General features: G+C 68.6%; 17 protein-coding genes. 7 read left to right on the plus strand and 10 right to left on the minus strand.

Annotated elements, in window-relative coordinates:
* Position 1: 1 nt before the first annotated feature.
* Complete coding sequence (locus Q0044_RS01570) at positions 2-523, minus strand: D-glycero-alpha-D-manno-heptose-1,7-bisphosphate 7-phosphatase (RefSeq protein WP_298158635.1); 522 nt, start codon at positions 521-523, stop codon at positions 2-4.
* A gap of 177 nt (positions 524-700) precedes the next feature.
* On the opposite strand from Q0044_RS01570, the gene Q0044_RS01575 reads away from it, so the two are divergent.
* Genes Q0044_RS01575 through Q0044_RS01585 form a run of 3 tightly spaced genes read left to right on the plus strand, consistent with a single transcriptional unit; the run spans position 701 to position 3386 of the window.
* Entirely contained in the window at positions 701-1861 is a 1161-nt protein-coding gene (locus tag Q0044_RS01575; RefSeq protein WP_298158638.1) for a DegT/DnrJ/EryC1/StrS family aminotransferase, read from the plus strand.
* Between the two features lie 5 nt (positions 1862-1866).
* A complete protein-coding gene (locus Q0044_RS01580; RefSeq protein WP_298158641.1) occupies positions 1867-2805 on the plus strand; it encodes a Gfo/Idh/MocA family protein in 939 nt (312 codons plus the stop codon).
* Positions 2802-3386, plus strand: coding sequence for a GNAT family N-acetyltransferase (locus Q0044_RS01585; protein ID WP_298158644.1), 585 nt, complete (start codon positions 2802-2804; stop codon positions 3384-3386). The genes Q0044_RS01580 and Q0044_RS01585 overlap by 4 nt, the downstream gene beginning before the upstream one ends.
* Positions 3387-3395: 9 nt before the next feature.
* Here the strand turns inward: Q0044_RS01585 and Q0044_RS01590 are convergent, their stop codons facing one another.
* Genes Q0044_RS01590 through Q0044_RS01605 form a run of 4 tightly spaced genes read right to left on the minus strand, consistent with a single transcriptional unit; the run spans position 3396 to position 5551 of the window.
* Complete coding sequence (locus Q0044_RS01590) at positions 3396-3770, minus strand: type II toxin-antitoxin system VapC family toxin (protein ID WP_298158752.1); 375 nt, start codon at positions 3768-3770, stop codon at positions 3396-3398.
* A gap of 5 nt (positions 3771-3775) precedes the next feature.
* Complete coding sequence (locus Q0044_RS01595) at positions 3776-4039, minus strand: type II toxin-antitoxin system Phd/YefM family antitoxin (RefSeq protein ID WP_298158646.1); 264 nt, start codon at positions 4037-4039, stop codon at positions 3776-3778.
* Between the two features lie 40 nt (positions 4040-4079).
* Entirely contained in the window at positions 4080-4547 is a 468-nt protein-coding gene (locus Q0044_RS01600) for a MaoC family dehydratase (protein WP_298158649.1), read from the minus strand.
* A complete protein-coding gene (locus Q0044_RS01605) occupies positions 4544-5551 on the minus strand; it encodes a threonine ammonia-lyase (RefSeq protein ID WP_298158652.1) in 1008 nt (335 codons plus the stop codon). The genes Q0044_RS01600 and Q0044_RS01605 overlap by 4 nt, the downstream gene beginning before the upstream one ends.
* A 67-nt stretch (positions 5552-5618) precedes the next feature.
* On the opposite strand from Q0044_RS01605, the gene glpK reads away from it, so the two are divergent.
* Together glpK and Q0044_RS01615 are read left to right on the plus strand one after the other, a co-directional pair.
* Positions 5619-7112 (plus strand): glycerol kinase GlpK, encoded by a 1494-nt coding sequence (glpK, locus tag Q0044_RS01610; protein ID WP_298158655.1) that lies wholly within the window; start codon positions 5619-5621, stop codon positions 7110-7112.
* Positions 7109-8185, plus strand: coding sequence for a phosphotransferase family protein (locus Q0044_RS01615; RefSeq protein ID WP_298158658.1), 1077 nt, complete (start codon positions 7109-7111; stop codon positions 8183-8185). The genes glpK and Q0044_RS01615 overlap by 4 nt, the downstream gene beginning before the upstream one ends.
* A gap of 182 nt (positions 8186-8367) precedes the next feature.
* Here Q0044_RS01615 and Q0044_RS01620 read toward each other — a convergent pair whose 3' ends face one another.
* The 4 genes from Q0044_RS01620 to Q0044_RS01640 all read right to left on the minus strand — a co-directional run bounded on the left by Q0044_RS01620 (position 8368) and on the right by Q0044_RS01640 (position 14625).
* Complete coding sequence (locus Q0044_RS01620) at positions 8368-9057, minus strand: hypothetical protein (RefSeq protein ID WP_298158661.1); 690 nt, start codon at positions 9055-9057, stop codon at positions 8368-8370.
* 129 nt (positions 9058-9186) lie between these two features.
* Positions 9187-9933 carry a DUF1223 domain-containing protein gene (locus tag Q0044_RS01625; RefSeq protein ID WP_298158665.1) on the minus strand — a complete coding sequence of 249 codons (747 nt, stop codon included), beginning with the start codon at positions 9931-9933 and terminating at the stop codon, positions 9187-9189.
* A gap of 190 nt (positions 9934-10123) precedes the next feature.
* Positions 10124-12298 (minus strand): prolyl oligopeptidase family serine peptidase, encoded by a 2175-nt coding sequence (locus Q0044_RS01635; RefSeq protein ID WP_298158667.1) that lies wholly within the window; start codon positions 12296-12298, stop codon positions 10124-10126.
* A 146-nt stretch (positions 12299-12444) separates the two neighbouring features.
* Complete coding sequence (locus Q0044_RS01640; RefSeq protein ID WP_298158669.1) at positions 12445-14625, minus strand: prolyl oligopeptidase family serine peptidase; 2181 nt, start codon at positions 14623-14625, stop codon at positions 12445-12447.
* A gap of 188 nt (positions 14626-14813) precedes the next feature.
* Between Q0044_RS01640 and dapF the strand changes: the two genes are divergently transcribed.
* Both dapF and Q0044_RS01650 read left to right on the plus strand, forming a co-directional pair.
* On the plus strand, positions 14814-15656 hold the full coding sequence (gene dapF, locus Q0044_RS01645; protein ID WP_298158671.1) for a diaminopimelate epimerase: 843 nt from the start codon (positions 14814-14816) through the stop codon (positions 15654-15656).
* Positions 15657-15737: 81 nt separating this feature from the next.
* Entirely contained in the window at positions 15738-18101 is a 2364-nt protein-coding gene (locus Q0044_RS01650; RefSeq protein ID WP_298158674.1) for an NADP-dependent malic enzyme, read from the plus strand.
* Here Q0044_RS01650 and Q0044_RS01655 read toward each other — a convergent pair whose 3' ends face one another.
* Positions 18102-19793, minus strand: a complete 1692-nt coding sequence (locus Q0044_RS01655) for an AmpG family muropeptide MFS transporter (protein ID WP_298158676.1) — start codon at positions 19791-19793, stop codon at positions 18102-18104.
* Positions 19794-19831 lie beyond the last annotated feature (38 nt).

The raw sequence follows: 19831 nt of genomic DNA on the forward strand, positions 1-19831 counted from the left end.
GTCAGGCGCCGAGCAGGTCGCGGACGAAATGATCCAGGTTGCCGCCTTCGAACAGGAAGCCCGGCATGCCGGCGCGACGCGCGGCTTCCAGATCCGACTGCCGGTCGCCGATCAGGAAGGAGCGGGACGGGTCGATGTCATGGTCGGCGACAGCGCGCAGAATCATGCCGGGATTAGGCTTGCGGTCCGGATGATCGGGGTGGAACCACCGGGGGTCATCGGACTCGCTGTGGAAGGGGCAGGCGTAGACGGCGCCGATACGGGCCCCCTTCGCCATCAGACGGCGGACGAGCAGGGTGTTGAACGCCTCCATCTGTTCGATGCTGAACAGGCCGCGCGCCACGCCGGACTGGTTGGTGACGATGACGACCAGATAGCCGAGGGCGTTCAGACGTCGGACGGCCTCGGCCGCGCCGGGGATCAGGACCAGATGCTCTTCCAGATGCGGATAGCCGCTGTCGGTGATCAGGACGCCGTCACGATCGAGGAAGACGGCGGGATGGGTCGTCGGGGCGATGGTCAAGGCGGTCGTCTCCCGGTTCGATGGGAGACTGGATAGAAGCCTCCGTTGCAAGGCGCAACGCGAAGTGACCCTGCCGGATTTGGCGTTACGGCGTCCGCCGGGTTAGACGGCCACCACCTTCGAAGGCCCGCTCCCTGATCCGGGTTCCGCGCCGCCCCGTTTCGAGAGAGGTTCCCCATGAGCATCGCCTTCATCGACCTGCAGGCCCAGCGCCGCCGTCTGGGCGGCAAGATCGAGGCCGCCGTCATGGCCGCCGTCGAGAGCGGGGCCTATGTCATGGGCCCGCCCGTGCGCGAGTTCGAACAGGCCCTGGCGACGTTCGGCGGGGCGAAACACGCCCTGGGCTGCGCCAACGGCACCGAGGCCCTGGCCCTGCCGCTGATGGCCTGGGGGCTGAGGCCCGGGGATGCGGTCTTCGTGCCCTCCTTCACCTTCTGCGCCACCGCCGAGGTCGTGCCGTGGCTGGGGGCGACCCCGGTCTTCATCGACATCGACGCGAAGACCTACAACATGGACCCCGGCCACCTGGAGGCGGCCATCGAGGCGACGATCGCCGAGGGCCGGCTGAAGCCCCGGGTGGTGATCGCGGTCGACCTGTTCGGCCAGCCCGCCGACTATCCGGCCATCAAGGCCATCTGCGACAGATACGGTCTGAAACTGATCGCGGATTCGGCCCAGGGCTTCGGCTGCACCATCGACGGCGACCACCCGCTGAAATGGGCCGATGTGACCACGACCAGCTTCTTCCCGGCCAAGCCCCTGGGCTGCTACGGCGACGGCGGGGCCGTCCTGACCGACGACGACGACCTGGCCCAGGAGATCGACAGCTATCGCGTGCACGGCAAGGCGGTGGCCAAGGACCTCGTCGGCCGGACCTTCGAGCACGACACCAAATATCTGAACATGCGGGTCGGGATGAACTCGCGCCTCGACACCGTCCAGGCCGCCGTCCTGATCGAGAAGCTGAAGGTCTTCGGCGAGGAGATCGAATGGCGCACGCGGATCGCGGCCCGCTACAACGACCTGCTGGCGCCCCATGTCGCGGCGGTTCCCCACCTGCCGGCCGGCAATGTCTCCAACTGGGCCCAGTACACGATCGAACATCCCGACCGGGACGGTCTGGCGGCCCATCTGCGCGACCAGGGCGTGCCGTCGGCGGTCTATTATCCGATCCCGCTGCATCTGCAGCCCGCCTATGACATGCACCCGCGCGGGCCGCAGGGCCTGCCGGTCACCGAGACCAAGATGAAGGTGGTCATCAGCCTGCCGATGCACTCCGATCTGGACGAGGCGACCCAGGACCGGATCGTCGCCGCCGTCGCATCCTACAAGGGCTGATCGCCATGAACCCGACCCACCTGCTCGCACCGATCCGGACCGGCGTCGCCGGCGCCGGCGTCATGGGGCGCAACCACGCCCGCGTCCTGTCCGAGATGCGCGAGATCGACCTGGCCCTGGTCTTCGATCCCGACGCCGTGGTGGCCGAGGGTGTCGCCTCGGCCTACGGCGCCCAGGCCGTGACCACAGCCGCCGACTTCGTCGCGGGAGGACTGGAGGCCGCGGTGATCGCCACGCCGAACCGCCACCATGCCGACCTCGGCGTGGCCCTGCTGGAAGCCGGGGTCCATGTGCTGGTCGAGAAGCCGATCGCCGCAACCGTGGCCGACGCCCAGCGGATGATCGACGCCGCCAGGGCCAACGACCGTGTGCTGATGGTCGGTCAGGTCGAGCGGTTCAACCCGGCGGTGGAGGCGGTCAAGCGCGCCATCGAGGGCGAGGACGTCATCTCGATCCAGATCACCCGCGTGGGTCCCTTCCCGCCCCGCATGGGCGAGGTCGGGGTGGTCATCGATCTGGCCGTGCACGACATCGACATCATCCGGCATCTGACCGGCTCCGAAATCGCCGAGGTCCAGCCGCAGCTGGCCCGCACCCGCGCCGACCGCGAGGACACGGCCCTGCTCCAGTTCCGGCTGGAGAATGGGGTGATCGCCCACATCACCACCAACTGGGTCACCCCCTACAAGACCCGCACCCTCCAGGTCGCGACCCAGTCCAAGTTCGTCGTCGCCGACCTGATGACCCGTCAGGTCACCGAGTATTTCGGCCAGCAGCCCGACGGCTCCTACTCCACGCGCGGCGTGATGAGCTGGCCCAACGAGCCCTTGAAGAAGGAGCTGGAAGCCTTCGCCCACGCCATCCGCACCGGCGAGACCCCGGCGGTGACCGGCGAGGACGGCCTGCGCAATCTGGAAGTGGCGCTGAGGTGTCTGGGGGAATGAAGCTCGAGCCGGCGGTTCTGGAGAATACCTTCGTCCGGCTGGAGCCGTTCGAGGACCGTCACAGGGAGCCGCTGCGTCTGGCCTGCGACGCCGATCCGGAGCTGTGGCCGACCCTCTATTCGATCTCGTTCGGCGGAGACCAGTTTGACGGCAGCTGGGCCCGGCTGCGCGGGTTCCAGGCGGCGGGAACCTGGCTTCCTTTCGCGGTGATCAGGGACGGCGAGGTCGTTGGGGTGTCGGCCTTCATCGACATCAATCCGAACTCCCGCACGGTCGAGATCGGCTGCACCTACTATCGGCCCGACGCCCGGGGCGGAGCGATCAACCCGGCGGCCAAGCGGCTTTTGCTGGAGCATGCCTTCGCCGCCGGAGCCAACCGTGTCGCCTTCCAGGTCGATCAGCTGAACCTGCGCAGCCAGGCGGCGGTGACCAGACTGGGCGCGTTGCGCGAAGGCGTCATGCGCGATGACAAGATCACCTGGACCGGCCGGGTGCGGAGCTCCGTGATCTTCTCGATCCTGGCAGAGGAATGGCCGGCGGTCCGGGCGAAGCTGGACCAACGGCTGGCGGCGTTCCGGTAGTCTTTGGATTCAGGCCAGGGCGCTGCGGATATCGGTCTGAGCGAAGTCGTTTCCGACGTAAAGCAAGGGGCAGTCGTGAAAGTCGGCCACGGCGTAGCTGAAGCAGTCGCCATAGTTCAGCCGCGCCGGATGTCGTCCCTTTCCCCACCGCAGATGGGTCGCGGCCGCCAGCCTGGCGAACCCTTCGGTGACCGGGACGATCTCAATGGCTAACGCCTCGATCAGCCCAGGCATCCGGCCCTGAAACGCGGGGCGGGAGCCGACCATCAGACATTCCGTCAGGGTGGCGGCCGACATCAGCAAGACGTTCGAAACAAGGACGTCCTCGCATTTCTCGGCCAGGGGCTCGTTGGCCAGGACGGCGACCAGAGCTGACGTGTCCACCGCGATCAAGCGGGTAACCCATCCTCATCATACAGGAAATCCTGACTGCGAGCAGCGTCGAAATCTGCCGGGAATTGACCAGCGACCGCAGCCTGGGCCGCGCGGATGGCTGCCAGGCGCCTGACCTTGAGTTCAGAAGAGACCCTCATCGGCGTCAGTCTGACGACTTCCTGCCCGTGGCGCGTCAGAACCACGGTCTCGCCCCCTTCCGCCCGGCGGACCAGGTCGGTGAGTTGCGCCTTGGCTTCGGAGATCGGCACCTGGGTCATGGATGGACAATGGACCAATCAATGGTCCAATTCAATCCGGTTAGCCGCCGACCATCTGCATGCCCAGCCACTCGGCGATCAGGGCAGGCTTGTCGGCGCCTTCGATCTCGACGGTCAGTTCATGCTTCAGCAGCCAGCGGGTGACGCCTCCGGCGGAGCCCTTGTCTTCGGCCGAGAGCAGTTTGAAACGGCCGCGAATTCTGGAGCCGGCGGGGACGGGGGCGAGGAAGCGGAGCTTGTCGAAGCCGTAGTTGACGCCCATCACCACCCCGTCCAGCGGCGCCACGGCGTCGTAGGACATGGCCGAGGCGAGGCTGAGGGTCAGGAAGCCGTGGGCGATGGTGCCGCCGAACGGGGTCTGTTTCGCCGCCTCGGGATCGATGTGGATGAACTGGCGGTCCTCGGTGATCTCGGCGAAGGCGTCGATCCGGGCCTGGTCGACGAGAATCCATTTCGAGACGCCGATCTCGGTCCCGATGAGCGACTGGAGGTCTGAGGTCTTGGTCATGCGGCGGCTCCTTCTTGGGTCGCCGGGACGAACCGGCCTTCGATGATGTCGGCGAACAGGCCGGGGTCGATATTGCCCCCGGACAGGATGACGGCGGTGGTGCGCCCCTGCGTCTCGATCTTGCCGGCGAGAACGGCGGCCAGGGCCGCGGCGCCGCCGGGTTCGACCACCAGTTTCAGGGTGCGGAAGGCATAGGCGACGGCCTCGGCGGCCTCGGCGTCGCTGATCGCCAGAGCCCCGGAGAGGACGCGTCGGTTGATCGGGAAGGTCAGGACGCCCGGAACAGGAGTCTGGAGCGAGTCGCAGATCGAGGGCGGGCCGACGGGATGCCCGATCCGTTCGCCGGCGGCCAGGGAGCGGGCGGTGTCGTCATAGGCCTCGGGCTCGACCGCCCATGTCGTGGTCTGCGGACTGCGGGCCTCCATGACCAGATTGATGCCGGCCATCAGTCCGCCGCCGGAGCAGCAGCACAGAAGCTGATCGATGGGGCCACCGGCCTGATCCAGCAGCTCCAGCGCCGTCGTGCCCTGGCCCTCAATGACATAGGGATCGTCGAACGGAGGGACGAGGACGGAGCCGCGCTCCTGCGCCACCTGGGCGCCGATCTCCTCGCGGCTTTCTTTCCAGCGGTCGTAGAGGCGGACCTCTCCGCCGAAGGCCTTGACCCCGGCGATCTTGATGGCGGGGCTGTCGGCCGGCATCACGATGGTCGCGTGGGTGCCCATCATCCGGGCGGCGGCGGCCACGCCCTGGGCATGGTTACCCGACGAGAAGGCGACGACCCCGGCAGTCAATTCGTCGGCGGTGAAGCGGCTGATCCGGTTGTAGGCGCCCCGGAACTTGAACGCCCCGGCGACCTGCAGGGTCTCGGCCTTCAGCAGGACGCGGCCGCCCATCCGTTCGTTGAGCGCGGGGCTCTCGATCAGGGGGGTGCGGACCGCCGCCGGGGCGATCTGGCGGGCGGCGTCGAGGACGCCCTCGAAGGAAGCGGTGCGGTCGGACATGAGAGTCACTTAACCCGATCCCGTTCGTCCGCGTAAGGTGGGGAAAACGATGGAAACGCATCCCGCCATGACGCCACTGATCCTCGCCATCGACCAGGGCACGACCTCGACCCGGGCCATCGCCTTCGAGCTGCGGGCGGACAGGGGGCTGCATCCCGTGGCGGTCAGCCAGATCGCGCTGGAACAGTATTTCCCCCGGTCTGGCTGGGTCGAGCATGATGCCGCCGAGATCTGGGCCGCGACGCTGCAGACCTGCCGCGAGGTGATCAGCAAGGCCGGCGGCATCGGGCGATTCGCCGCCATCGGCATCACCAACCAGAGGGAGACCTCGGTCCTGTGGGACGCCGCGACCGGGGAGCCCCTGCACAGGGCCATCGTCTGGCAGGACCGGCGGACCGCCGACGTCTCCGCGCGGATGGTCGCCGAAGGCCAGGAGGCCATGGTCCAGGCGGCGACCGGCCTGATCCTCGATCCCTATTTCTCGGCGACCAAATTCGCCTGGCTGCTGGACGCCGTGCCGGGCGCGCGGGAGCGGGCGGTCCGGGGCGAGGTCCGGCTGGGGACGATCGACTCCTGGCTGGTCTGGAAGCTGACCAACGGGGCCTGCCACGTCACCGATGCGACCAACGCCAGCCGCACCTCCCTGATGGATCTGAAGACACGCGCGTGGCGCGACGACCTGTGCGACCTGTTCAATGTTCCGAAAGGCGCCCTGCCCCGGATCGTCGGCTGCGCGGACCGGATGGGCGAGAGCGATGCGGCCCTGTTCGGCCGCGCCCTGCCGATCACGGGTTCAGCGGGGGACCAGCAGGCGGCCCTCGTCGGGCACGGGGCGCTGAAGCCCGGCGACGCCAAGATCACCTATGGCACCGGGGCGTTTCTGGTCGCCAATGTCGGCGCCACGCCCGTGGCCTCTTCGAGCCGGTTGCTGGGCACGCTCGGTTATCAGGTCGGGGAGACCGTGGCCTACGGGCTGGAAGGGTCCATTTTCTCGGCCGGGTCGGCGATCCAGTGGCTGAGAGACGGGGTCGGGATGATCTCCGACAGCCGCCAGTCCGAGGCGGTGGCCCAGACCCTGCCGGACAACGGCGGGGTCTATCTCGTGCCGGGGTTCACGGGTCTGGGGGCGCCCTGGTGGGAACCGGAGGCACGCGGGGCCGTGATCGGACTGACGCGCGATACCGGACCCGCCCATTTCGTCCGGGCGGCGCTGGAGGCCCTCGCCTATCAGACGCGCGACCTGCTGGATGCTCTGGCGAAAGACGGGGCACCGCCGTTCAGCGTGCTGAAGGTCGACGGCGGGGTGACGGCCAACGCCTTCGCCATGCAGTTCGTCGCCGACATCTGCGAGGTGACGGTCGAACGGCCGGCCTTCCAGGAGATGACGGCCCTGGGGGCCGCACGGCTCGCGGCCCTCGGCGTCGGGCTGATCGAGGACCTGGAGCCGAAAAACGGGAAGGCTCCGGCCGTGTGGACCCCGCGCATGTCGGGCGGACAGCGTGAAGCCCTGCTGGGGGGCTGGCATCGCGCGGTCAAGGCCGCCATTGTCGCCGCGCAATGACCGATATCGCCACAGATCCCCAGGCCGCCTTTTCCGGAACGCGGGAGGTCGATCCCCGCTACCGGCTCGACGAGGCCGCGCTGGATGCCTGGATGTCCGCCAACGTCGAGGGCTATGCCGGGCCACTGACGATCCGGCAGTTCAAGGGCGGACAATCGAACCCGACCTATGAGCTGACCACGCCGGGCGCGGCCTATGTGCTGCGTCGGAAGCCGCCGGGCGTTCTGCTGCCCTCGGCCCACGCCGTGGACCGCGAGTTCGCCGTGACCTCCGCCCTGTACCGGCAGGGCTACCCGGTCGCGCGCCCCTATGCCCTGTGCACGGACGATGGCGTCATCGGTTCGATGTTCTATGTCATGAGCAAGGTCGAGGGACGGGTCCTGTGGGACCTGAAACTGCCCGGGATGGAACCGACCGAGCGCCGGGCCATCTTCGAGGCCCAGATCAATGCGCTCGCCGATCTGCATAAATTTGATCCGGCGGAGATCGGGCTCGGCGACTACGGCAAGCCGGGCAACTATTTCGCGCGTCAGGTCGGGCGCTGGACCAAACAGTACCGCGCCTCCGAGATCGATCCGATCCCGGAGATGGACCGGCTGATCGACTGGCTGCCGCAGGGCCTGCCGCCCGAGGGGCCGGCCCGGATCGTCCACGGCGACTTCCGTCTCGACAATCTGATGATGGCCACCGACGCACCCGAGGTGCGGGCCGTTCTCGACTGGGAGCTGTCGACGCTCGGCGATCCGATGGCGGACTTTTCCTATCTGCTGATCGGCTGGGTCCTGCCGCCGACCGTGCGCAACGGCCTGGGCGGACTGGACCTGCCCGCGCTTGGCATTCCGACGATCGAGGAGACGGTCGACCGCTATGTGGCGCGCAGCGGTCTGGGGGCCCCGGAGAACATCGACTGGCTGATGGCCTACAACCTGTTCCGGCTGGCGGCGATCTGTCAGGGAATCGCCGGGCGGGTGCGCGACGGCACGGCCTCTTCGGCGCATGCGATCGAGACGTCGAAACAGGTGGGCCCGCTGGCGAAGGCCGCTTGGAGCTTCGCGGTCAAGGCCGGAGCCTGATCTCTCCTCCCCGTCCGCAGGATGGGGAGGTGGCGCGGCGCTTCTTCAGCGCCGTGACGGAGGGGGCGAGGTCATATTGCAGGTGAGGGTCAACTGGTAGGACCGTGTCGCCCCCTCCGTCAGCTCGCGAAGAGCTCGCTGCCACCTCCCCATCGCTGCGCGACAAGGAGGAGACCCATTGGTCAGTTTGTCAGGATCTGCACCCGCGACCAGACCTCGCCGCGGTTGACGATCTCGATGCGGATCGGACCGGCCTGGGGACGGGCGACGGTGCAGACGGGATAGTGGTCGCGTGAACCGTCGGAGCAGATGACGGCGCCGTTCTGGTCCCTCAGGGCGAGGTCGATATTCGTGTCGCCATCGCCGATGGCGGCCACGCGCAGGACCTCGTTGCGCCGCGCCTCGACCGTGAAACTGTAGGTCTCGCGCGCGCGCAGGCGACGCACCACCACGATGGGCCCGGCGCCGAAGGGCGAGGCGCGAACCCCCTTGTCCGGGGATCGCTCGCGCGAGATCTCGTCCAGCAGGTCCCGGTCGCCGCGGGCGAAGGTCTCGGCCTCCTCCAGCAGGACCAGATGGGTCAGGAAGGGCTCGTCGCCGTTCTCGCGGCGGGTGCGGATGTCGCCCAGCATGCGGGCGGCCACGATCATGGCCTCGGCGTCGCGGCGTTCGCGGGCCCAGGCGGCGACCTCGGCGGCGGTCACCATCTGGGTGATGGCGCGGGCTTCGAGGTCAGGGTCGGGGGCGGAGGGCCCCGACCGGACCTGGGATCCGGCCGGCGCCGCCGTCAGGCCGATGGCCGAGACGGCGATAGCGAGCGCGGCGGCGATGGGGGCCTGTCCCCCGACGACCCGACCCGCGCGCTCAACCATCTTTACTCCCCCTACAGCGCCGCCATGGGATGACGACGGATCGCCATTAGCGACGATCAAACTGGCGGGGACAGTGACCGAAACTGACCGGGGCGCCAAGTGCGCCGACGTCCCGGATTCGGGACGCGCCTAGCGTGTGGCTGCGCTGAGAATGCGGAGGTCCCCGCGCGACTGGACCATCACCACCACCTTGTCCTGGGGATCGGCGGCCTCGGGCAGGTCGAGCAGGATCGGGCGACCGGTCCATTCGCCGAGCCGCGTCAGGCTCTGAACCACATTGACGTGGCGCACGGCGCGGCCCCGGTTGTCGCCGCCGGCCACGGTCACGGTCTGGGTTCCCGGGCGATAGGCCACGGCCCAGACGTCGGCGCCGCCCGCGGGCGCACGGCCGGAGCCGACCCCGACCTGATCGCCGCTCTCGCGGAACTGGACCTGCGGCGGGAAGACGCGGCGGGCGGCCTCCTCGTCGACGGCGTCCTGGACGGCCGGTCCCTCGGCGCCGGAGACCTGGCGACGGCCGTCGATGACGACCTGGGGCGTATAGACATTCCGCAGACGCAAGGCGGTCTGATAGTCGCGCTGGCGCTGGGCGAACTCGGGCCTGGCGAAGGTATCGGGCCAGCCGAGGTAGTCCCAGTAGTCGACGGCGTAGGTCAGGGCGATGACGCCCGGCTCCTCGGCCAGGCCCTCGACCACCTGGTTGGCGGCGGGACAGCCGGAACAGCCCTGGGCGGTGAACAGCTCCACCACCACCGGCTCGGGAGGCGGGGCATCGCGGTGAACGGAGCGCGCGCCGGCCGGCTGGGCGGTCGAACCGACCGCGCCGAGCAGACCCAGGGCGGCGACGCCCGCGACGATGATGCCCCTGACCTTCATGGGTCGGAGTCCTAGCGGGGTCGGCGACGGCGCGCGCCTCATATTCGCGTGAACCTCATCCCTCCCCCGCCGGGGGAGGTGGCGCGGCGCGGCTTTGCGCCGTGACGGAGGGGGCCAGCCGCACACACCGTGTCTGGCCTGGGTCCCCTCCACCGCTTCGCGGTCCCCCTCCCCCTATGGGGGAGGATCGCTAATCCATCAGCTGCTGGCTGAGATAGACATAGTGCCGGGCCCAGCGCCGCGCGTTGGCGACCGGGTCGGCGTCGTTGGAGTGACCGCCGGAGGTCTCCTCGTAATAGAGGTGGTCGTGACCCTGGTCGCCAAGACGGGCGGCGAATTTGCGCGCATGGCCGGGGTGGACACGGTCGTCGCGGGTGTTGGTCGTGATGTAGAGGCGCGGATAGTCCGCGTCCGGGCGCAGCCGCTGGTAGGCCGAATACTGGCTGATGAAGGCGGCGTCGCCGGGGATGCGCGGGTCGCCGTATTCGCCGATCCAGGACGCGCCGGCCGGCAGGTCCGGGTAGCGCAGCATGTCGATCAGCGGGCTCTCGATCACGGCGGCGTTGTAGAGCTCCGGATGCTGGGTGATCGAGACCGAGGTCAGGACCCCGCCGTTGGAGCGGCCGTAGATGCCGAGGCGGCGCGGCGAGGTCACGCCGCGCTGTTCCAGATCGCGGGCGACCGAAGCGAAATCGTCGAAGGCGCGCTGGCGGTGCTCGCGCAGGGCCGCCTGGTGCCAGGCCGGGCCGAACTCGCCGCCGCCGCGGATGTTGGCGACGACATAGGCGCCGCCGTTCTCGAGCCACAGCTTGCCCAGTTCCGGCTTGTAGGCGGGCGGGAAGGAGACCTGGAAACCGCCGTAGCCGAACAGGATCGTCGGGGTGGAGCCGTCCATCGGGGCGTTGATCGGCCGGACGACGAAATAGGGGACCTTCGTCCCGTCGGTCGAGGTCGCCTCGAACTGTTCAACCACATGGGTGGAAGCGTCGAACATGGCCGGGGCCGCCTTGAGCGGGGTCAGGGCGTCCGCGCCGGCGGCAAGAAGGCTGAGGGTCGGCGGCGTCAGGAAGCCCTGGGTCGAGACGAATATCCGGCCCGAGCCGCGCGACACATCGCCGATGCCGACAGCGCTGTTGGCGGGGACCTCTACTCCGGAGGAACTCCAGCGGTGCGTACGCGCATCGAACGCGAAGCGACGCAAGGTTCCAACGACATTGTCGGAAACGCCGACAACAAGCCCGTCATCGAGCACCGCCACGTCCTGCACAGACTGGCGGGCAGTCGGCGTGAAGACAACTTCGGGATTGCTGTCTGGCGAAGGGGGCCCGGCTTCGGGACGACCCAGGACGTCGAGCGGGACCGACATCAGGGAGCCCTCTGGTTCGGGCTTTCCCCCGAAACGCGACCAGGCCTCGTCGATGCCGAAGATCAGATTGCCGTTCTGAACGCCGTGGACGGCGACCCTCTCCGGCAAGTTCAGCTTGACCACCGTGCCGCCGACGATGCGCCAGGTCTCGGAGCGGAAGGTATCGAGCGGACGGTTGATGATCACCGCCTGGACCGCGCCCGCGCCGTCGCGGAAGACCGAGGGGCTGACGCCGTAACCGCCGTCGGAGATGTCGCCGCGATAGATCTCGACGCCCTCGGCCAGGGTCTGGCCGCGCTTCAGGCCCTTGACGATAAAGGGATAGCCGCTCTCGGTCAGGGTGCCGGGACCGAAGTCGGTAGCGACCAGAAGGGTGTCGATGTCGAACCATTCCAGCCGGTGCTTGCCCTCGGGCAGGATGAAGCCGCCTTCGACGAATTCCCTGGTCCGGGTGTTGAATTCGCGGACGACGACAGCGTCCTTGCCGCCTTCGGACAGGGAGATCAGGCAGCGTGTTTCATCCGGCGCGAGGCAGCGCGCGCCCTTCCACACCCAGTCCCGGCCCTCGGCGCGGGACAGGGCGTCTAGGTCGATCAGGGTCTCCCACTCCGGCGCGTCGGTGCGATAGCTGTCCAGCGTCGTGCGCCGCCAGAGGCCCTTGGGATTGGCCGCGTCCTGCCAGAAATTGCCGATCCCGTCGCCGAGGAAACTCGGTCCCGGAATCCGGGTGGTCGAGGACAGGATGTCGAAGGCCTCGGCGCGGAAGGTCTCGTAGCGGCGGTCGCCGGTCAGGGCGGCCAGGGACCGCTCGTTCTCGGCCCGGACGAAGGCCATGGCCTCGGCGCCCTCGACCTCTTCCAGCGCCAGATGATCGTCGGCGGCCCGGACGCCGGCGGGCGACAGGTCGGCCGGGAAATGCGGCGGCGGGGTGGTCTGGGCCAGGACGGGGGCGGCGAAGACCATCAGGGCGGTGGCCGCCATCAGGGATTGGATACGCATCGAAACTCTCCGCTCATCCCCGCGAAAGCGGGGACCAGTCCTGTGGGCGATCGGCGCCGCCCGAGGTAAGACAGAGCTCATCCCAGCCGCCGATGCGTGAAAGCACTGGGTCCCCGCTTTCGCGGGGATGAGCGGATGGATGGAGTCTATTCCTGCGCCGGCGCGTCCATCAGGCGGCGCGAGAGATAGGTGTATTCCAGCGCGATGCGGCGGGCCGTTTCGCGCAGGTTGGCGCCGGCCGCGTGGCCGCCGTCGGTGTTCTCGTAGAACAGGACCGGATAGCCGAGGGCCTCCAGACGCGCCGCCGCCTTGCGGGCGTGGCCCGGGTGGACGCGGTCGTCCTTGGTCGAGGTATGGATGAAGACCTCGGGATAGGGCTGGCCCGCGCGCAGGTTCTGGTAGGGCGAGTATTCACCGATCCAGGCGCGCTGTTCCGGAATGTCCGGGTCGCCGTACTCCGCTCGCCACGAGGCGCCGGCGAGCAGGCGGTGGAAGCGGAACATGTCGAACAGGGGCACCTGGATGACCGCCGCATTGATCAGGTCCGGACGCTGGGTCAGCATCGCCCCCATGAACAGGCCGCCCTGCGACCCTCCCATGACGCCGAGGTGGGGCTGGGAGGTGATGTTGCGGGCGATCAGGTCGAGGGCGACGGCCTGGAAGTCCTCGTGGGCGCGCTGGCGATTCTGCTGCAGGGCCGCCTCGTGCCAGTTGGGACCGAACTCGCCGCCGCCCCGCGTGTTGGCCACGACATAGACGCCGCCGCGCTCCAGCCACAGCTTGCCGACCGTGGGCGAATAGCCGGGCAGTTGCGACACCTGGAAGCCGCCGTAGCCGTACAGGAGGGTGGCGTTGGAGCCGTCCAGCGGCATGTCGGTCTTATGCACCACGAAATAGGGGATCATGGTGCCGTCGGCCGAGCGGGCCTCGAACTGTTCCACCGTCATGCCGGAGGCGTCGAACTTGGCCGGGATCGACTTGACCTGGGCCATCTGGCCGGTGGCCGCGTCGACCAGGGACAGGGTCGAGGGCGACAGGTAGCCGGCGACACTGACGAAGATGCGATCGTCCTGTTCCGAGGCTGAGCCGAGGCCCACGGTCGAGTTCGCGGGCAGATCCAGGCGGGTGCGGGCCCATTCGCCGGTCGGGTTCGGCGTATAGACATAGGCCGCGCCGCGCACGTTTTCGTACAGGGCCACGACCAGTCTGTTGCGTGTGGCTGTGACGGATTCGACCGACTCGCGGGCGCCCGGACGGATGATCAATTGAGCGGGGGCCGTCTGATCGGCCAGCCAGGCGTCCAGGGTCCAGGCGACGACGTCCCCGGTCCTGAATTCCTGCCCGGACGGCGCCGTCCAGTCTTCCTTGATGGTCACGACCAGCTGGCCCTGGACCAGGGCGTCAATGTCGGACTTGGCCGGCAGCTGCAGCCGGGTGGTCGTCCCGTCCGCGTTCAGGACGTGGGTCTCGCCCTCGTAGAAGCTGACGCCGCGGTTGATCAGGATCGCCTTGATCACGCCGTCGGCATCGCGAAGCGTGCCCGCGCCGACCGAAACGTCGGAGGGCTGGCCGGTGAAGAGGGTCTCGGCCTGGTCGATCGACTGGCCGCGCTTCAGCCGTTTGACGATCATCGGATAGCCCGAGGAGGTCAGGGTGCCCTCGCCGAAGTCGCGGGCGATCAGAAGCGTGTCGGCGTCGATCCAGGACGCGCCACCCTTGGATTCCGGGAGCTCGAAACCGCCCTCGACGAAGGTGCGGGACACGGAGTCGAACTCGCGCACCACGACCGCGTCCTTGCCGCCGTCGGACAGGGAGATCAGGCACAGACGTTCTTCGGGCGGCAGGCAGGACGCGCCCTTGTAGACCCAGTTCTTGCCCTCGGCGGTCGACAGGGCGTCGAGGTCGAGGATGGTCTCCCACTCCGGCGCATCGGTGCGGTAGCTGTCGACCGTCGTGCGCCGCCAGATGCCGCGCACATGGGTGGCGTCCTGCCAGAAATTGTCGATATGGCCGTCGTGGGTGAAGCCCGGCGCGGGGATGCGGTCGCGGGCCTGGACCAGGGCCAGGGCCTGTTCGTGCAGGCCGTCGTAGCGGGGGTCGCCCTGGAGCACGCCCAGCGAGCGGGTGTTGTGTTCGTTGACCCAGGCCATGGCGCGGTCGCCCTCGACCTCCTCGAGCCAAAGATAGGGGTCGGTTGCGTCAGAGGTGGCGAATCCGCCCTCGACGAGCGGCGGATTGGGCGGGGTGTGCGCGGTCTGGGCCAGGGCGGAGGTTCCGAGAATGGAGGAGGCGAGAAGGGCGGCCGTGAGGCTCAGCGAACGACGCATGCAGGGGCGCTCCGGAAACTGGGACGGAGCACCTTAGACGCGAGGGGGCGGGCGGCAAGGCGACGAACCTTACTGTTTTGTCATATGGCGTGGGTCAGCCGATGTCGGGACGTGCGAACGGCCAAAGGCCGGGGGCGTTGCGTGGCTGCGACTTTGGAGCCTCCGCGCGACGTGACTATATAGGGTCCATGACCGGCGCGACCTCCAGACCCTTCGTCAAGATGAACGGCGCCGGCAACGACTTCGTCGTGGTCAATGCGCTGGAGCGGCCCTTCACCCCGGGCGCGGACGCGGTGCGCGCCCTGGGCGACCGCAAGACCGGACAGGGCTTCGACCAGCTGATCGCCATCGAGCCCTCGGACACCGCCGACGCCTTCATGCGGGTCTGGAACGCCGACGGCGGGACGGTCGAGACCTGCGGCAACGCCCTGCGCTGCGTCGGCTGGATGCTGATGCAGGCCAATGGCTCGGATCAGGTCACCATCGACACCCTGGGCGGTCCGACGATCGCGCGCCGGGCCGGGGTGGACCGGATCACCGTCGACATGGGTCCGCCCCGGCTGGACTGGCGCGAGATCCCCCTGGCCGAGGAGATGGACACGCGCGGCATCGAGCTGCAGGTCGGGCCGATCGACGCTCCGGTCGTGCACACCCCGGGCGCCGTCTCCATGGGCAATCCGCACGTGGTCTTCTTCACCGACCGCCAGGACGACGGCTTCGTCATCGGGACCGGGTCGCTGATCGAGCATCACCCGCTGTTCCCGGAAGGGGTCAATGTCGGTTTCGCCAATGTCCTGGCCCCCGACCGCATCCGCCTGAGGGTGTTCGAGCGGGGCGCAGGCCTGACCCGGGCCTGCGGCACCGGCGCCTGCGCGGCCCTGGTCGCCTGCGCCCGGCGCGGACTGACGGGGCGGAAGGCCACGGTGATTGTCGATGGCGGCGAACTGGTGATCGACTGGGACGAGGGCTCCGGGCACGTCTTCATGACCGGCCCGGTCGAGGTCGAACGGACGGGCACCCTGGACCTTTGAACCTCGCCCGCCGGGCGTCGGCGGTTGTCCCGACGGAAGGGCGCCGCTAGACCGGACAGGCCCGCACCGTCAGAGACCCAAATGCCCGATCAGACCGACAAACAGACCTTCTCCGACGAAGAGGCGCTGGATTTCCACCGGCTGCCGCATCCGGGCAAGATCTCCATGGCGCCGATCAAGCCCATGGCGACCCAGCGCGACCTGTCCCTGGCCTATTCGCCCGGCGTGGCCGTGCCGGTGCGCGCCATCGCCGACAATCCCGACGCGGCCTATGACTACACCTCCAAGGGCAATCTGGTCGCCGTGATCTCGAACGGCACGGCCATTCTCGGCATGGGCAACCTCGGCCACCTGGCGTCCAAGCCGGTGATGGAGGGCAAGGCCGTCCTGTTCAAACGCTTCGCCGACGTCGACAGCTTCGACATCGAGGTGAAGACCACCGATCCCGACGAGTTCATCACCGTCGTCAAGAACATCGGCGACAGCTGGGGCGGCATCAATCTGGAGGACATCAAGTCCCCGGAATGTTTCGTCATCGAGAGCGAGCTGCAGGACCTGCTGGACATCCCCGTCTTCCATGACGACCAGCACGGCACGGCCATCATCTCGACCGCCGGCCTGATCAACGCCTGCCACATCACCGGGCGCAGGTTCGAGGACGTGAAGATGGTCCTGGTCGGCGCGGGCGCCGCCGGCCTGTCGTCGCTGAGCCTGATGAAGTCGCTCGGCGTCAAGCCGGAGAACGCCACCGTCGTCGACCTGCACGGCGTCATCTATCGCGGCCGCACCGAGGGCATGGACCAGTGGAAGTCGGTCCACGCCATCGACACCGACAAACGCACCCTGGCCGAGGCCATGCAGGGCGCCGACGTCGTCCTCGGCCTGTCGGCCAAGGGCGCGATCACGCCCGAAATGGTCGCCACCATGGCACCGCGCCCGATCATCTTCGCCATGGCCAACCCGGACCCGGAGATCACGCCGGAACAGGTGCTGGCCGTGCGCAAGGACGCCATCATCGCCACCGGCCGCTCGGACTATGTGAACCAGGTCAACAACGTCCTGGCCTTCCCCTATCTGTTCCGCGGCGCCCTCGACGTGCGCGCCCGGCGGATCAATCACGAGATGAAGATCGCCTGCGCCCACGCCCTGGCCCAGCTGGCGCGCGAGGACGTGCCGGACGAGGTCGCCGTGGCCTATCGCGGGCGCAAGCTGAAGTTCGGGCCGGACTACATCATCCCGACGCCGTTCGATCCGCGCCTGATCTGGTACATCCCGCCCTTCGTGGCCCAGGCCGCGATGGACACCGGCGTCTCCCGCGTCTCGATCGACGACATGGACGAGTACCGAGCCCGGCTGCGCGAACGCGTCGATCCGTCCGCCGCCCTGATGCAGAAGATCTCGTCGGCCGTGCGCGCCGCCCCGAACAAGCGGGTCGTGTTCGCGGAGGGCGAGGAATCGACCGTCATCCGCGCCGCCTGGGCCTTCAAACAGGCCGAGCTGGGCACGCCGATCCTGATCGGCCGCGAGGATCTGGTCCGCAAGAACGCCGCCGAGGCGGGCCTCGACTTCGAGGCCATGGGGATCGAGATCGTCAACGCCCGGGTCTCCGAGCGGAACGTCGAATACACCGACTTCCTCTACGACAAGCTGCAGCGGCGCGGTTACCTGCGTCGCGACGTGCAGCGGATGATCAACCAGGATCGCAACTATTTCGCCGCAGCCATGCTGGCGCGCGGCCAGGCCGACGCCATGGTCACCGGCACGACCCGCAACTTCAACATGGTGCTGAAGGAGGTCCGGCGCGTGCTGGACGTCGAGGGCGACAGCCTGATCGGCCTGTCGATCGTCCTGGCCAAGGGCCGCACCATCTTCGTCGCCGACACCTCGATCCATGAACTGCCGTCAGCCGAGGAACTGGCCGATATCGCCATCCAGGCCGCCGCGACGGTGAAGAAACTGGGTCGCACGCCGCGCGTGGCCTTCCTCAGCTATTCCACCTTCGGCAACCCGCCCGGAGAGCGGGGCGAGAAGGTGCGCGAGGCCATCCGCATCCTCGACCAGAAGGGCGTCGACTTCGAATACGAAGGGGAGATGCCGCCCGAGCTGGCGCTCGATCCGGCCCTGCGGACCAACTACCCGTTCATGCGGTTGAGCCGTGAGGCCAATGTCCTGGTCATGCCGGCCCTGCATTCGGCCGCCATCTCGACCCAGCTGGTCCAGGCCCTGGGCGGGGCGACCGTGATCGGCCCCCTGCTGGTCGGCCTCGAGAAGTCGGTGCAGATCGTCTCCCTGGGCGCCCAGGTGTCCGAGATCATCACCGCCGCCACCTTCGCCGCCTACGAGGAAGGCGTCAGCGTCGAGTTCGAGCCCGAGGACGAGGACGTCGCCCCCCATCCCAGCGCGGCGGCCGAGCGGTCGATGACGGCGGTGCCGCCGACGGTCTGATCAGACCGCCGGGGCTCCGGTCCGGGCCAGCCTGCGGGCCTCGAAGCCCAGCCGGACCCATTCGATCACGACGAACACGATGGCGATCACCCCCATCCAGGCGGCGATGACGAACATCGGCGCATAGCCCTGGGCGTCGATCAGCTCGCCGAGCGCGCCGCGCCCGAGGGTGCCGATCAGCAGGGCCAGGGAGATGAAGACGGCGAACTGGACGGCGCCGAAGGTCTTGTTCGACAGGGCCGACAGATAGGCGACGAAGGCCGCGCCCGCGAAGCCCCCGGCGATGTTCTCGCCTGCAATGGCCAGCATCAGCCGCGACAGGGGCTCGCCCACCCCGATCGAGCCGAACACCGAATAGAGGCCGGTCGCCGACATGAAGGGTCCGATGACGGGGGCACCGAGCGCGAGGTCCATCATCAGGAGGTTGGTGGCCGCCGACAGGATGGCGCCGAGCAGGAGGCTCCACATCCGGCCGATGACCAGCAGGGCCCAGCCGCCCAGGGCGATGCCGACGATGGTCATGATGACGCCGAAGGTCTTGGACGCCAGCGCCACCTCGGCCTTGGTGTGGCCCAGCGCCCCGCCCGTGTCCCCCATGTAGAAGGGGAAGGCGAATGGACCCCAGACGCCGTCGGTGATGCGATAGGTCAGGATCAGGCCCAGAACGATCACCGCGCCCCAGCCGAGTCGACCCATGAGCTCAACCAGCGGCGCCAGAATGGCGTCATAGAAGGTGTCGGCCAGTTTCGGCGTCGCCGCACTTTCGGTGGCGGTCGCGACCCGGCCCTTCCACACAATCAGGCCGGCCAGGGCGGCGGGCAGGACCACGGTGGCGCCGACGATCCACGGGCCCCAGGCGGTGGTGAACTCGCCCGCGCTCGGCGCCGGCGAGGTCGTCAGGGCGGTCACCATGAAATTGATCAGCATCCAGGCGGCCCAGCCCCAGGCGGCGAGGGTCGTGACCAGCACGAACATCCGCAACCGGGGAGACCCCCTGCGCTGGCGCGCCACGGCGGCCTGGGAACCTGGCGCCGGCTCCGGCGCGATCAATGTGCCGATGACGCCCAGCCCCATGAGCAGGGCGGCGGTGAAGAAGACGCCGGGCCAGCCGATGGCGGTGGCCAGCAGCAGCGATCCGGCGCCCCCGGCCAGGGCGGCTGTGCGGTAGCCCAGCTGATAGATGGTCGAGAGCAGGTCGATGGGCGTCTTCTCGTCTGCGATCTCGATCCGCCAGGCGTCGATGACGATGTCCTGGGTGGCGAAGGCGAAGGCGCCGAGCGCCGCGCCGAGCGCCAGCGGCCCCAACACGCCCGCGCCCGGATGCGACAGGGCGACGAGGCCGAGGGCGATGGCGATGATGACCTGCAGGCACAGCAGCCAGCTGCGGCGGCGTCCGAACATCTTGCCGATGACCGGCGGGGTCCAGCTGACGGCCGGCGACCACAGGAAGCGGAAGGCGCCGAACAGGCCGATCCAGCTGAGAATGCCGATGGTGGCGACCGGGATCTCCTCCTCGGTCAGCCAGGCGTTCAGCGTGCCGATCAGCATGGCGAAGGGCAGGCCGGCGGAGAAGCCGAGCAGCAACATGGCCAGGGTGCGCCGTTCCCGGAAGGCGACCTTGAGGACAGCGAGGCCCTTGGGTTTGAGGTCGACCTCGGTCGGAGCGGCGGGCGGCGCGGCGGGAGCAGTCATGGGGAGGAGCCTCTGTCTCGAAGGGTCCCCGATCTGAT

Origin of the sequence: Brevundimonas sp., assembly GCF_027484365.1 — a bacterium.
In the GTDB taxonomy this organism is placed as follows: domain Bacteria; phylum Pseudomonadota; class Alphaproteobacteria; order Caulobacterales; family Caulobacteraceae; genus Brevundimonas.